Below are 13,559 nucleotides of genomic sequence, written 5' to 3' on the forward strand. Positions count from 1 at the left end.
TCATGACCATGGCCAAGCGCGACACCTATACGCCCGATTCGCTGCTCGCGGTCGCCGTCGAGGTGTTCATCGAGCGCGGATACGACGGCACCTCCATGGAGCACCTCTCCAAGGCGGCCGGCATCTCCAAGTCCTCGATCTACCACCATGTGCGCAGCAAGGAAGAGCTGCTCCACCGGGCGATAAGCCGTGCCCTGGACGGGCTGTTCGGTGTCCTGGCGGAGCCGGGCGCCGTCGAGGGGCGGGCGATCGAGCGCCTGGAGTACGTCACCCGGCGCGAGGCCGAGGTCCTGATGGACGAACTGCCCTATGTGACGCTGCTGTTGCGGGTGCGCGGGAACACCGACACCGAGCGATGGGCCATGGAGCGCCGCCGCGAGTTCGACCATGAGGTCGCCGACCTCCTCAAGCAGGCGGCCGCCGACGGTGATCTGCGCGACGACGTCGACATCCGGCTGGCCACTCGGCTGCTCTTCGGCATGATCAACTCGATTGTGGAGTGGTACCGGCCGGGACGTGGCGGCGCGGCCAGCCGCGATGAGGTGGCCGAGGCCGTGGTGCGTACGGCGTTCGCGGGGCTGCGCAGGAGCTGAGGGGCGGCAGCGGTGCACGGGGCGGCCGTGGTCTGCGTGCCCCGCTACTCCTGCTCCGGCCCCAGTTCGGTCTCCTCGAAGACCAGCAGGGTGCGGGTGCTGAGCACCTCCGGGATCGACTGGATACGGGTCAGGACCAGCTCCCGCAGTTCCCGGTTGTCCTTGGTGTGGACCAGCAGCAGTACGTCGAAATCGCCGCTGACCAGCGCGATATGGGACGCCCCGGGAAGCGCCGTGAGCTGCTTGCGCACGGTCCGCCAGGAGTTCTGCACAATCTTCAGCGTGATGTACGCGGAAGCTCCCTGACCAGCGCGTTCCTGGTCGATGAGGGCGCTGAAGCCGCGTATGACGCCGTCGTCGATCAGTCGGTTGATCCGGGCATAGGCGTTGGCCCGCGAGACATGGACCTGGTCGGCGACGGAGCGTATCGAGGCCCGGCCGTCGGTCTGGAGTATGCGCAGGATCGCGCGGTCGACGGTGTCCAGCGGGCGCGCGGGCGGTGGCGGCGGGGCGGCCGCGGTCGCCGGCTGTCCGCCCGGATTGGCCATCTGTTCGTCCCGCATATGGTCCCGCCTCCCCGTCGTGGACGTCCTGCATTCATCTCAAGCTGTGGAGAACCGTTTGTCCACAGGCTGAGTACGCCTGTAGCCAAAATGCATCGGCGACCGAACAATCGGTAGGGAAGGGCTTACCCGCCCCGACCGGTTCCATCCTGCCCATGAGTCGCCCGCCACCACCCTTATCAGGCGCCTCGCGCCGCCCCTTCGATCCGAGGAGGTGCTCGTCATGACGGTCCTTGAGCAGCCCGGCAGCAGCAGGAACAAGAGCGGTCTGCCCGGCCCGCCGCCCGACTGGCGGCCACGCGTCGATCCCGGGCCCCTCCTGCCCGACGCCGCGCCGTACCGCCTCCTGGGGACGGACGCCGCCCGCGGGCTCGATGCCGGCCTGCTCAAGCGGCTCTACGCCGAGCTGGTCCGCGGCCGCCGCTACAACGCCCAGGCCACGGCACTGACCCGGCAGGGGCGGCTGGCGGTCTATCCGTCCTCCACCGGACAGGAGGCCTGCCAGGTCGCCGCCGCGCTGGCCCTGGAGGACCGTGACTGGCTCTTCCCCAGCTACCGCGACACCCTCGCCGCCGTGGCCCGCGGCCTCGACCCCGTACAGGCGCTGACCCTGCTGCGCGGTGACTGGCACACCGGATACGACCCGCACGAGCACCGCATCGCGCCCCTGTGCACGCCGCTCGCCACCCAGCTCCCGCACGCCGTGGGCCTGGCGCACGCCGCCCGCCTCAAGGGCGACGATGTCGTGGCGCTGGCCATGGTGGGCGACGGCGGCACCAGCGAGGGCGACTTCCACGAGGCGCTGAATTTCGCGGCGGTCTGGCAGGCGCCGGCCGTCTTCCTCGTACAGAACAACGGCTTCGCGATCTCCGTGCCGCTCGCCAAGCAGTCCGCCGCCCCCTCCCTGGCTCACAAGGCGGTCGGCTACGGCATGCCGGGCCGCCTGGTGGACGGCAATGACGCGCCTGCCGTGCACGAGGTCGTCACCGAGGCCGTACGGCGGGCCCGCAGGGGCGGCGGCCCCACCCTGATCGAGGCCGTCACCTACCGCATCGAGGCCCACACCAACGCCGACGACGCCACCCGCTACCGCACCGACGCCGAGGTCGAGACCTGGCGGGCGCACGACCCGATAGCCCTCCTGGAGCACGAACTGAGTGCCCGCGATCTGCTCACCGATGACTTCGTCGCCGCCGCCCGGGACGGCGCCGAGCGGCTCGCGGCCGACCTGCGGGAGCGGATGAATCAGGACCCGGCTCTCGACCCGATGGACCTGTTCACCCACATCTACGCCCAGCAGACCCGCCAACTGCGCGACCAGGCGTCCCAGTTGCGCGCCGAGCTGGACGCCGAGGAGAGCCCCGCCGAGGAGGCCAGGCCATGACGACCACCGCGGCCGCCCGCAAGCCCGCCACCATGGCGCAGGCGCTGACCCGCGCGCTGCGCGACGCCATGGCCGAGGACCCGACGGTCCATCTCATGGGCGAGGACGTCGGCACCCTGGGCGGCGTCTTCCGGGTCACCGACGGCTTGGCCAAGGAGTTCGGCGAGGACCGCTGCAGCGACACCCCGCTGGCCGAGGCCGGCATCCTGGGCACCGCCGTCGGCATGGCCATGTACGGGCTGCGGCCGGTCGTGGAGATGCAGTTCGACGCGTTCGCCTACCCGGCATTCGAGCAGCTCATCAGCCATGTCTCCCGGATGCGCAACCGCACCCGGGGCGCCCTGCCGATGCCGCTGACCATCCGGATCCCCTACGGCGGCGGAATCGGCGGCGTCGAGCACCACAGCGACTCCTCCGAGGCGTACTACCTCGCCACCCCCGGCCTCCAGGTCGTCACCCCGGCCACCGTCGCGGACGCCTACGGGCTGCTGCGCGCCGCTATTGCCTCCGACGACCCGGTCGTCTTCCTGGAGCCCAAGCGGCTGTACTGGTCCAAGGACGACTGGTCGCCCGACGCCCCCGCACCGGTCGCCCCCATAGGCCGCGCCGAGGTCCGGCGCCGTGGCGAGAGCGCCACCCTGATCACCTACGGCCCGTCGCTGCCGGTCTGCCTGGAGGCCGCCGAGGCCGCCCGCGCCGAGGGCTGGGACCTGGAGGTTCTCGATCTGCGCTCGCTGATGCCGTTCGACGACGACGCGGTGTGCGCATCCGTACGGCGCACCGGCCGCGCGGTGGTCGTCCATGAGTCGACCGGATTCGGCGGCCCCGGTGGCGAGATCGCCGCGCGGATCACCGAGCGCTGCTTCCACCACCTGGAGGCGCCGGTGCTGCGGGTGGCCGGCTTCGACATCCCCTATCCGCCGCCCATGCTGGAGCGGCACCATCTGCCCGGCGTGGACCGCATCCTGGACACCGTCGCCCGCCTCCAGTGGGAGTCGGACTGGACCGAAGGACGTGGTGCGTGATGGCCGTGGTCCGCGAATTCACCCTCCCTGACCTGGGAGAAGGCCTCACCGAGGCGACGATCGTGCAGTGGCTGGTCGAGGTCGGCCAGGTGGTCGCCGTCGACCAGCCGGTGGTGGAGGTGGAGACCGCCAAGGCGATGGTGGAGGTGCCGTGCCCGTACGGAGGCGTGGTCACTGCCCGCTTCGGCGAGGAAGGGGCCGAGGTCCCGGTGGGGGCGCCGCTGGTGACGGTGGCCGTGGGGGCGGTGCCCGATGACCTGGCGGGCGATTCCGGCGCCTCGGGCACCGGGGCGGCTGTCCTGGAGGAGGCGGCCGGATCGGGGAATGTGCTGGTCGGTTACGGCACGAGCGCGGCCGCGGCACGGCGCCGGAGGGTGCGGCCCGGAGGCGCGGCCCCCGCGCAGGAGCTACCGAGCCCACCGGAGCCGTCCGCGGCTCCCGTCGCCCCCGCGGCGCCCGACACCCGTACAGTGGCTGTCATCTCGCCGCTGGTGCGCCGGATGGCGCGGGAAAACGGCCTGGACCTACGGGAGTTGACCGGGTCCGGGCGGGACGGGCTGATTCTGCGATCGGACGTTGAGCGGGCGATCCGGGAGCGGGAGACGGCCACAGCGGGGGCCTCCGTGGCGGACGTGGTTGGGGCCGCGTCCGTCACCGGAGCCGCGCCCGCCACCGTGGCCGCACCGGAAGCCGAGCGCATCCCGCTGAAGGGGATGCGGGGTGCCGCCGCCGAGAAGTTCAGCCGCAGCCGCCGCGAGATCCCGGACGCCACCTGCTGGGTGGACGCCGACGCCACCGAACTCCTCGCCGCCCGCCGGGCGATGAATGTGCCGGGCACCCCCAAGGTGTCCCTGCTCGCGCTGCTGGCCCGGGTCTGTACGGCCGCGCTCGCCCGCTACCCCGAGCTCAACGCCACCGTCGACACCGTCACCCGGGAGATCGTCCGGCTGCCCGCCGTCCACCTGGGCTTCGCCGCACAGACCGACCGCGGGTTGATCGTCCCAGTGGTGCGCGACGCCCACACCCGTACGGTCGAGCAGCTGTCCGCCGAGATGGCCCGGCTCACCGGGACCGCCCGGTCCGGCGGGCTCTCCCCGGCCGAGCTGACCCATGGCACCTTCACGCTCAACAACTACGGCGTCTTCGGGGTCGACGGCTCCACCCCGATCATCAACCATCCCGAGGCCGCGATGCTCGGCGTCGGCCGGATAGCCGCCAAACCCTGGGTACACAAAGGTGAGTTGGCCGTCCGGCAGGTCGTCCAGCTGTCGTTCACCTTCGACCACCGGGTGTGCGACGGCGCCACGGCCGGCGGCTTCCTGCGGTTCGTCGCCGACTGTGTGGAGCAGCCGGCGCTGCTGCTGCGCACCCTGTGACGGCCGCGACAACTTTGACGGCTGTGACACCTGTGTGAACGCGCCGCCCTTGGCGATACTCAAGGGGTGAGCGACCACACCGACTACGACACCATCGTGCTGGCCGGAGGCGCGGCCCGTCGGCTCGGCGGGGCGGACAAACCCGCCCTGTCCGTCGGGGGCCGCGCCCTGCTGGACAGGGTCCTCGCCGCCTGCGCCGACGCGGCGATCACCGTCGTCGTCGGCCCCCGGCGCCCGGCCGGACGCCCCGTCGTCCGCGCCCTGGAGGATCCGCCCGGCGGCGGCCCGCTCGCCGCGCTGGACGCCGGCCTGCGGCACACCACCGCCCCGACGGTCCTCGTCCTCTCCGCCGACCTGCCGTTCCTGACCGCCGCGACCGTACGAGGCCTCCTTGCGGCGGCCGACACGGCGACGGACGGCGGCGCGCCCCGCGACGGAGCCGTGCTGCGGGACGCCGACGGACGGGACCAGCCGCTGGTCGCCGCCTACCGGGCCGAGTCGCTGCGCCGCGAACTGGCCCTGCTGCACGCCGAACACGGCACCCTGACGGGACTGCCGCTGCGCGCCCTGCTGTCCGAGCTGACGCTCGAGAGGGTCGCGGACGCCACCTCCACGGCATCCTTCGACTGCGACACCTGGGAAGACATCAGCGCGGCGCGCGCCCGCATCAGGGAGCATGGACACGTGTTGGACGAATGGATCACCGCAGTCAAGGCCGAACTGGGCATCGACCTCGAGGTCGACACCGCGACGCTGCTCGACCTCGCCCGGGACGCGGCACACGGCGTGGCCCGCCCGGCCGCGCCGCTGACGACCTTCCTGATCGGCTACGCGGCGGGCCGGCAGGGCGGCGATGTGACCGAACTGGCCCACCGGGCCGCCGAGCTGGCCAACCGCTGGGCGGCGGAGGGCGAGCAGCCGGGCGGCGCCGCGGGCGGCGACACGAAGCCCGCTCCATGAGCAAGGGGGAGTTCGACGCCGCGCTGGAGGACGCGCTCGCACTGGCCAACGAGGCCGCGCCCGCGGCCGCCCGGCGCGATGCCGCCGACGGGCCGTACGGGTCGGGCAGGGCGTACGGCGCGGGCGATGCGTACGGCGCGACGGGGCCGTACGGCGCAAACGGAGCCGCCACCCCGGACAGCGGATCCGGCGCAGCCCCCAAGCCCGCATCAGGCCCCCCACCAGCAGCGGACCCTCCCGCCGAACCCCCTGCCCCCGACCCCGCCCCGATCGCCCCCTGCCCCTGGCACACCGCCCGTGACATCGCCCGCCGCGCCGTGCGCGGCCCGCTCCCGCCCGAGACGGCACTTCTGGACGAGGCGCTCGGCCGTACCCTCGCCGCGCCGCTCACCGCGCTCACCGATCTGCCGTCCTTCGACACCTCGGCCATGGACGGCTGGGCGGTCTCCGGCCCCGGCCCCTGGCACCTCGACGACGCCCCCGGCGCGCGCCCCGGCATCCTCGCCGGCCACGGCCCCACCGCAGCGCTCCCCGACGGCCATGCGATCCCCATCGCCACCGGGGCGCGGGTCCCGGCCGGCGCCACCGCCGTGCTGCGCAGCGAGCACGGCGAGGTCCGGGAGGTGAGCGACGGCCGGACCCGGCTGTATGCGCCGCGGCCCGCGCCGCCGGGCCAGGACATCCGGCCGCGCGGCCAGGAGTGCCGGCGCGGCGACCGGCTGCTGGCGGCCGGTGCCCTGGTGACGCCCGCGGTCCTCGGCCTGGCCGCGGCCGCCGGTTACGACGACCTGCCCACGTACCCCCGCCCACGGGTCGACGTGTTCGTCCTGGGGGATGAGTTGCTGCGCCACGGCCTGCCGCACGAGGGCCGGATCCGCGATGCGCTCGGCCCGATGCTCGGCCCCTGGCTGCATGCGCTGGGCTCCGAGGCGGTCGCACCGCGCCATCTCGCCGATGACCCCGACACCCTGTACGAGGCGATCGCCGGCTCCCGGGCCGATGTCGTCATCACCACCGGCGGCACCGCGTCGGGGCCGGTCGACCATGTGCACCCCACGCTCCACCGCCTGGGCTCCGAGGTGCTGGTCGACGGGGTGGAGGTCCGCCCCGGCCACCCCATGCTGCTCGCCCGGATCACTCCGCACCGCCACCTCGTCGGGCTCCCCGGCAACCCCCTCGCCGCCGTCTCCGGCCTGCTCACCCTCGCCGAGCCGCTGCTGCGTACGCTCTGCGCCCGGCACGCGCCGGCCGCCTTCCGTATGCCGCTGTGGTCGTCGGTCCACGGACATCCGCGCGACACCCGGCTGGTCCCGGTGGCCTATCGCGACGACGACCGGTACGGGCTGATGGCCGAACCGCTGCACTTCCACGGCCCCGCCATGCTGCGCGGGATCGCCGCCGCCGATGCGCTGGCCGTCATCCCGCCCGGCGGCGGCGACCGCGGCACCGAGGTCGAACTCCTTGAACTGCCCTGGCCCGCCGACTGGTCGACACCCGGGCCCGCGCTCCCGTACGGCCCCATCGGAGGCGTGGAATGAAGCTCCCGTCGTACGACGCCGCGGCGCGCGACGTTCCCGAGGATCTTTCGCACCGGGTGATGCTGCCCCGCCGCGCCCCCAAGGCGCCGCTGCGGCAGGTCGCCCGCCGGCTGATGATGGCGCTGCTGGTCCTGGCCGCGACGATCGTCGTCGTATGGATCGACCGCGCCGAATATCACGACAACGCCGATGGCTCGGTGAGCTTCCTCGACTGCGTCTACTACGCGACCGTGACGCTCTCGACCACCGGCTACGGCGACATCGTCCCGTACGGCGACAGCGCGCGGCTGCTCAACGTCCTGCTCATCACGCCGCTGCGGGTGCTCTTCCTGATCATTCTGGTCGGTACGACACTGGAGGTGCTGACCGAGCGCACCCGCGAGCAGTGGCACCTCAAACGCTGGAGAACCGCCTTGCGCGACCACACCGTCATCGTCGGTTACGGCACCAAGGGCCGCTCCGCCGCGCAGACCCTCTGCGCCACGGGCCTGGCCCGCGACCGCATCGTCGTCGTCGACCCGAGCAGCAAGGTGATCGAGGCGGCGGTGGCCGAGGGGTTCGCGGGGGTGGTCGGCGATGCGACCCGCAGCGATGTGCTCGTACGGGCGGAGATCCAGCGGGCGCACCAGGTCGTGATCGCCACCCAGCGCGATGACACCGCGGTCCTGGTCTCGTTGACCGCCCGCCAGCTCAACAAGCGGGCCAATATCGTCGCGGCGGTGCGGGAGGAGGAGAACGCCCCGCTGCTGCGGCAGTCCGGAGCCGACGCCGTGATCACCTCGGCGAGCGCGGCCGGGCGGCTGCTGGGGCTCTCGGTGCACAGTCCCAGTGCGGGGATCGTCATGGAGGACCTGATCCAGCAGGGCAGCGGGCTGGACCTGGTCGAGCGGCCGGTGGTGAAGTCCGAGGTCGGCAAGTCGGTGCGGGAGACCGATGACCTGGTCGTTTCCGTGCTGCGCGGCCACCGTCTGATCGGTTACGACGACCCGGTGGCCAGCCCGCTGCAGACCGCCGACCGGCTGATCACGATCGTCCGCGCGGCAGCGGCGGAGCCGACCGTCCCGGGCGGGCAGCCCCGCCCGCACAACGCGACACTGCCCGGCACCGGCGTCTCCCCGATGCGCAGGGCGGACGAGTACCGGCCGGACGAGTAACCGGGCTTTGGCGCCGGCCGGGCGCCCCTCCGGCGCCTGACGGACCGACACCCGACGTGGTCCGCGGGCCCCACCCCATCGCCCCGTGCCCGGTCGGCGAGTAGCCTCGCGCTCATGCGAGCGATCACTATCCCGGAGCCCGGTGGCCCGGAAGCACTTGTCTGGGCGGATGTCCCCGATCCGCAGCCCGCCGACGGCGAGGTCCTGATCGAGGTAGCGGCCAGCGCCGTGAACCGCGCGGACCTGCTACAGCGTCAGGGCTTCTACGACCCCCCGCCCGGCTCCTCGCCGTACCCCGGTCTGGAGTGCTCCGGCCGGATCGTCGCGGTCGGTTCCGGGGTGCACGGCTGGGCCGTCGGCGACGAGGTGTGCGCGCTGCTGGCCGGTGGCGGTTACGCCGAGAAGGTGGCTGTCCCGGCGGGGCAGGTGCTGCCGCTGCCACCGGGCCTCGACCTGGTGACGGCCGCCGCGCTGCCCGAGGTGGCGTGCACCGTCTGGTCGAATGTCTTCATGATCGCGCACCTGCGGCCCGGTGAGACGCTGCTGGTCCACGGCGGTGCCAGCGGTATCGGCACGATGGCGATCCAGCTCGCCAAGGCGGTCGGCGCGAGGGTCGCGGTCACCGCGGGCGGCGCCGAGAAGCTGGCGCGCTGCGCGGATCTCGGCGCGGACATCCTCATCGACTACCGCGAGCAGGACTTCGTCCAGGAGCTGCGCAAGGCCACCGATGGCAAGGGCGCGGACGTCATCCTCGACATCATCGGCGCGAAGTACCTGCAGAAGAACGTCAAGGCGCTGGCGGTCAGCGGGCGGCTGGCCATCATCGGGATGCAGGGCGGGGTGAAGGCGGAGCTGAATCTCGCCGCCCTGCTCGCCAAGCGCGCCGCGATCACCGCCACCGGCCTACGAGCCCGCCCGCTGAGTGAGAAGGCGGCCATTGTCGCGGCGGTACACGAGCATGTCTGGCCGCTGATCGGCAACGGCCAGGTGCGGCCGATCGTGGACCGTACGATCCCGATGGCGGACGCCGCGGAGGCGCATCGTGTGGTGGACGCCAGCGTCCATGTCGGCAAGGTCGTGCTGACGGTCTGACCGGTCCGCGGCCGGCCGGCTCCGCGTACGCCGACAACCCGGAGCCCCGCCGCCCGCGCCCGCAGGCCCCGCCCATGGCCCCTCCCGCCCGCGACACATCACCCGATCGACACGTCCGGGATGTCGTGAATCTAGTCACATGTGACGCTGGGTATGTCACTCGACGGCTCGGCACGGGAGGGGCACGGCTGTGGCTCCAGGATTCCGTTCGCGCATTACCACCGGTCTGCTGGTGGCCGCCGCCGCTCTGCCCGTCCCACTGGCGACCACCGCGACGGCCGTGCAGCAGCGGAATACTCCACCTGACCGCCCGCCGCACCTCGTAGGGCGGCACGCGCTGCCCGACAGCTATGCGGCGGATCCACCACTGGCCGGAAGCCGGGCGGGAGAAGGCCGTGGACACCCCGGCCGCCCGGAGTCACTGGAACACCTGCCCGGGGGCCCGAGGCCCGACGCCGACATGGAGGTCCCGGACTTCCTTGACCTGCGGGACCTCCTCGGCGAGATCCGGGAAGAGATCCCGCGCTACCCGGACGACCCGCCCGAGTACCTCCCCTGGCACGACCGCCGCCACCGTCCCGACCCCGACTCCTCGCCGGCGCCGGACGACGACTCCACCGACGCCCTGGGCCCCGAGGACTACGAGCCCGACGGGCCCGAGCGTCCACCCGCCGAGGCGCAGGGCCCGGACCGTGCACCCCCCGCCGCCCCCTCACCCGCACCCTCCAGGTCCGCCCCGCCCCGCCCGTCCCCTTCCCCCCGCTCCGATGTAGCAGGGGGAGGCCTGGACCACCGCCCGTACGAGTCGCTCCAGGCCCCCGCCAAGCCCAAGAAGCAGGACCGCACCCCACCGGACAACGCCGACGCCGACCCGGCCGCCTCCGAGACCATGGAGGGCCCAACGGCCCCAGTGGAACGAGTCCTCCCCATGGGCGCAGGTCTCGCCCTCACCGGCCTGGGCCTGGCCTTCCTGGGCCTGCGACTGCGCCGCCGCTGACCCACAGCCGCACTTCGACGTGTTTCACGTGAAACCGACTGCGAAAAACCAGACGCACCGCTTCCCGTGAAACCGATGGACGCCCCACCGATGGCACCCCCAAATCCCGATGTTTCACGTGAAACAGAAAGCACCGCCTCATCGGCCTGTTTCACGTGAAACCAACCACCCAGGAGAACCCCTCCTCACCCCTTCCCCCACCCAGGGGTGGCCGCGAATCCGACGGAAGGGGGCAGGCCATAGGGACGAAGCCCTGGAGGTATGCCACCACCCCCACGAACACACGCTGGCGGCCAACCCCACAACGCGCCCCGCTCCCGCCGCCAGGAGGGCCCAAAACAACGGAACAAGCACGGCGGGCCACCCTGCAACGTGGGGGTACGCGACAATGGCGGCATGGATATGCCGATGAACGAACGGTCGCAGGAGAACCCACACGTCCTGGTCGTCGGCCCCGACGGCATGGCGCTCGGGAGCGCCGGCTCCGGTGGCGGCGGGGAGAACGGCGAAGAGCCCCGCGAGATTCCAGTGACGGACATGGTCGAACAGCCTGCGAAGGTCATGCGCATCGGCAGCATGATCAAGCAGCTGCTGGAGGAGGTGAGGTCCGCCCCGCTGGACGAGGCGAGCCGGGTCCGCCTCAAGGAGATTCACGCCAGCTCGGTCAAGGAGCTGGAGGACGGGCTGGCGCCCGAGCTGGTGGAGGAGCTGGAGCGGCTCTCCCTGCCTTTCACCGACGAATCGGTGCCGACGGAGTCGGAACTGCGCATCGCCCAGGCCCAGTTGGTGGGCTGGCTGGAGGGCCTCTTCCACGGCATTCAGACCGCGCTGTTCGCCCAGCAGATGGCGGCCCGCGCCCAGCTGGAGTCGATGCGCCGCGCGCTGCCGCCCGGTGCCCCGACCGAAGGCGACGAGGTCCCCGGTCACGGCGGTGCCCGTTCGGGGCCGTATCTCTGACGCTCGGGCTGTAGCGCTGACAAACGAAGGGCCGGTACGCATCGCGCGTACCGGCCCTTCCCCTGTGCGTGTGTCCGGATCAGCTGGGATCCAGACCGCTGGCGATGGTGAGTTGAATGGTGCCGCTCTTCGGGTCCACTTGGGTGTAGGGCCTCGGCGACTGATCCACGATGGTGTTCTTACCCCAGACCCTGCGGTCCTCCACCGAGATCTTGTACTTCCAGTGCGCCGCGTTCAGGCAGTCCTTCACCGAGTCCAGGTCCTGGAACTGGAAATTCGGAAGCGAGACCTGCTTCGGGTCGCTGTAGGACTTGATCGGGTTGGTGCACCTGGACGCCTCGATCGGGGCGGACGAGGTCTCCGGCCGGGGGGTGGCGGTGCTCGACGACGTCGGCGACGCCGAGTCGGAGGAGTTCGTCGTGTACTCCGTCGTCGGATCGTCGCTGCCTTCGTCGTCGGTGGACCCGCCGGCGCTCAGCCCGATGGCGATCGCTATTGCGGTGACCACGATCACGCCGACTATCGCCGAGACGACGATCACGGCCGTGTTGCTCTTACGGGGCCCGGGACCACCGCTCGCCGCCATCGTCGCCGTCACGGGCGGCGGGGCGAACGCCGGCGGGGCCTGGAAGCCACCGCCGTGGAACGGCGCGGGGGTCGGCGCGGGCACCGGTGCCGGGGTCGGGAAGGCGTTGTTCACCGGCGGCGGCGTCGAGGGACCGTAGGGCGCCTGCGGCGGCTGATACGGCTGCTGCACGCTCGGCGGCACCGGGGTGTGCGGGTTGCCGCTCGCGGTGGGAAACACCGACGAGGAGACCGACGAGCCGCTGGTGCGCGCCCGCGGGCCCTCGCCGATGATCAGAGGCGTGGACCCGGACTGCGTGGACCCGGCGATCCGCAGACATTCATCCTGCATCGCCTCGGCGGTGGGGAACCGTTCGTTGGGGTTCTTCTTCAGCGCGCGGGCCACCAGAGCATCCACGGCCGGCGGCACCGAGCGGTTGATGCTCGACGGCAGGGGCGGCTCTTCCTGGACATGGGCGTAGGCGATGGCCAGCGGGGAGTCCGCGTTAAAGGGCAGCTGTCCGGTCAGCAGCTCGAAGAGCATGATGCCGACGGAGTAGAGGTCGGAGCGGGCGTCCACGCCGCGGCCCAGCGCCTGCTCGGGCGACAGGTACTGCGGGGTGCCGACGACCATGCCGGTCTGCGTCATGGACGTCACGCCGGACTGCATGGCGCGGGCGATGCCGAAGTCCATGACCTTGACGACATTGCGCTTGGTCATCATGACGTTGCCCGGCTTGATGTCCCGGTGGACCAGGCCCATCTCATGGCTCGCCTCCAGCGCGGCGAGCACATCGGCGGTGATCTTCAGGGCCTTCTCGGTCGGCATCGCGCCGTGCTGGGCGATGTCGTTGTCGAGCTCCGAGCGCAGCGGCTGTCCGGAGACGTACTCCATGATGATGTACGGCACCATGCTGCCGTCGAGCTCGTCCTCGCCGGAGTCGAAGACCGAGACGATATTGGTGTGCGTGAGCTTCGCCACGGCCTGCGCTTCGCGGCGGAAGCGTTCGCGGAACGCCTGCTCACGGCCGAGCTCGGTGTGCAGTGTCTTGATCGCGACCTCGCGGTCCAGCACGCTGTCGTACGCGAGGTGCACGGACGCCATTCCGCCGGCGCCCAGAAGATCACGAAGCTGGTAACGTCCTCCGCCGACTGAACGGCCCTCGAATTGGCCTTGAGCGCCGTCCTGGCTCATGGTTCCGCTTCCCCCTGGGCGAACTGCCCGTACGTAATCGCGATCAATTCTGGAATTCCGCAGCCAAGTCTGCCCGAGGCCACTGACACGTCAAGCCGTGTGCCCGTTCCGTGACCAGATGTGCAAGATCCGGCCACGACCGGGAGATCTTTTTGCGCCTT

At 71.9% G+C, this 13,559-nt stretch carries 12 protein-coding genes; 10 read left to right on the forward strand and 2 right to left on the reverse strand.

What is annotated here, in order from left to right; genetic code table 11:
- Positions 1-2: 2 nt before the first annotated feature.
- Positions 3-593, forward strand: a complete 591-nt coding sequence (locus AB0D04_RS02885; protein ID WP_362698694.1) for a TetR/AcrR family transcriptional regulator — start codon at positions 3-5, stop codon at positions 591-593.
- A 44-nt stretch (positions 594-637) separates the two neighbouring features.
- Here AB0D04_RS02885 and AB0D04_RS02890 read toward each other — a convergent pair whose 3' ends face one another.
- Positions 638-1,156 (reverse strand): Lrp/AsnC family transcriptional regulator, encoded by a 519-nt coding sequence (locus AB0D04_RS02890; RefSeq protein WP_362698696.1) that lies wholly within the window; start codon positions 1,154-1,156, stop codon positions 638-640.
- Positions 1,157-1,379: 223 nt separating this feature from the next.
- Between AB0D04_RS02890 and pdhA the strand changes: the two genes are divergently transcribed.
- The 9 genes from pdhA (at position 1,380) to AB0D04_RS02935 (ending at position 11,639) form a co-directional block, all read left to right on the forward strand.
- On the forward strand, positions 1,380-2,540 hold the full coding sequence (gene pdhA, locus AB0D04_RS02895) for a pyruvate dehydrogenase (acetyl-transferring) E1 component subunit alpha (protein ID WP_362698698.1): 1,161 nt from the start codon (positions 1,380-1,382) through the stop codon (positions 2,538-2,540).
- Entirely contained in the window at positions 2,537-3,565 is a 1,029-nt protein-coding gene (locus AB0D04_RS02900; protein WP_362698700.1) for an alpha-ketoacid dehydrogenase subunit beta, read from the forward strand. The genes pdhA and AB0D04_RS02900 overlap by 4 nt, the downstream gene beginning before the upstream one ends.
- Positions 3,565-4,941, forward strand: coding sequence for a dihydrolipoamide acetyltransferase family protein (locus AB0D04_RS02905; RefSeq protein ID WP_362698702.1), 1,377 nt, complete (start codon positions 3,565-3,567; stop codon positions 4,939-4,941). Before AB0D04_RS02900 ends, AB0D04_RS02905 begins: the two co-directional genes overlap by 1 nt.
- 66 nt (positions 4,942-5,007) lie before the next feature.
- The gene (locus AB0D04_RS02910; protein WP_362698704.1) at positions 5,008-5,901 is read left to right on the forward strand and encodes an NTP transferase domain-containing protein; all 894 of its coding nucleotides are present in this window, start codon (positions 5,008-5,010) and stop codon (positions 5,899-5,901) included.
- Positions 5,898-7,439 (forward strand): molybdopterin molybdotransferase MoeA, encoded by a 1,542-nt coding sequence (locus tag AB0D04_RS02915; RefSeq protein WP_362698706.1) that lies wholly within the window; start codon positions 5,898-5,900, stop codon positions 7,437-7,439. Before AB0D04_RS02910 ends, AB0D04_RS02915 begins: the two co-directional genes overlap by 4 nt.
- The gene (locus AB0D04_RS02920) at positions 7,436-8,593 is read left to right on the forward strand and encodes a potassium channel family protein (protein ID WP_362698708.1); all 1,158 of its coding nucleotides are present in this window, start codon (positions 7,436-7,438) and stop codon (positions 8,591-8,593) included. Before AB0D04_RS02915 ends, AB0D04_RS02920 begins: the two co-directional genes overlap by 4 nt.
- 114 nt (positions 8,594-8,707) lie before the next feature.
- Positions 8,708-9,685, forward strand: a complete 978-nt coding sequence (locus AB0D04_RS02925; protein ID WP_362698710.1) for an NAD(P)H-quinone oxidoreductase — start codon at positions 8,708-8,710, stop codon at positions 9,683-9,685.
- 190 nt (positions 9,686-9,875) lie between these two features.
- Positions 9,876-10,682, forward strand: coding sequence for a hypothetical protein (locus AB0D04_RS02930; protein WP_362698712.1), 807 nt, complete (start codon positions 9,876-9,878; stop codon positions 10,680-10,682).
- Positions 10,683-11,078: 396 nt separating this feature from the next.
- A complete protein-coding gene (locus AB0D04_RS02935; protein ID WP_362698714.1) occupies positions 11,079-11,639 on the forward strand; it encodes a bacterial proteasome activator family protein in 561 nt (186 codons plus the stop codon).
- A 79-nt stretch (positions 11,640-11,718) separates the two neighbouring features.
- Here the strand turns inward: AB0D04_RS02935 and AB0D04_RS02940 are convergent, their stop codons facing one another.
- Positions 11,719-13,398 carry a protein kinase gene (locus tag AB0D04_RS02940; RefSeq protein WP_362698716.1) on the reverse strand — a complete coding sequence of 560 codons (1,680 nt, stop codon included), beginning with the start codon at positions 13,396-13,398 and terminating at the stop codon, positions 11,719-11,721.
- Positions 13,399-13,559: the final 161 nt, after the last annotated feature.

Origin of the sequence: Streptomyces sp. NPDC048483, from assembly GCF_040651455.1 — a bacterium.
GTDB lineage: Bacteria > Actinomycetota > Actinomycetes > Streptomycetales > Streptomycetaceae > Streptomyces.

Coding starts and splice junctions, on each gene's coding strand:
- AB0D04_RS02885 (WP_362698694.1), top strand. CDS start 3: ATGACCATGGCCAAGCGCGACACCTATACGCCCGATTCGCTGCTCGCG.
- AB0D04_RS02890 (WP_362698696.1), bottom strand. CDS start 1,156: ATGCGGGACGAACAGATGGCCAATCCGGGCGGACAGCCGGCGACCGCG.
- pdhA (WP_362698698.1), top strand. CDS start 1,380: ATGACGGTCCTTGAGCAGCCCGGCAGCAGCAGGAACAAGAGCGGTCTG.
- AB0D04_RS02900 (WP_362698700.1), top strand. CDS start 2,537: ATGACGACCACCGCGGCCGCCCGCAAGCCCGCCACCATGGCGCAGGCG.
- AB0D04_RS02905 (WP_362698702.1), top strand. CDS start 3,565: ATGGCCGTGGTCCGCGAATTCACCCTCCCTGACCTGGGAGAAGGCCTC.
- AB0D04_RS02915 (WP_362698706.1), top strand. CDS start 5,898: ATGAGCAAGGGGGAGTTCGACGCCGCGCTGGAGGACGCGCTCGCACTG.
- AB0D04_RS02920 (WP_362698708.1), top strand. CDS start 7,436: ATGAAGCTCCCGTCGTACGACGCCGCGGCGCGCGACGTTCCCGAGGAT.
- AB0D04_RS02925 (WP_362698710.1), top strand. CDS start 8,708: ATGCGAGCGATCACTATCCCGGAGCCCGGTGGCCCGGAAGCACTTGTC.
- AB0D04_RS02935 (WP_362698714.1), top strand. CDS start 11,079: ATGGATATGCCGATGAACGAACGGTCGCAGGAGAACCCACACGTCCTG.
- AB0D04_RS02940 (WP_362698716.1), bottom strand. CDS start 13,398: ATGAGCCAGGACGGCGCTCAAGGCCAATTCGAGGGCCGTTCAGTCGGC.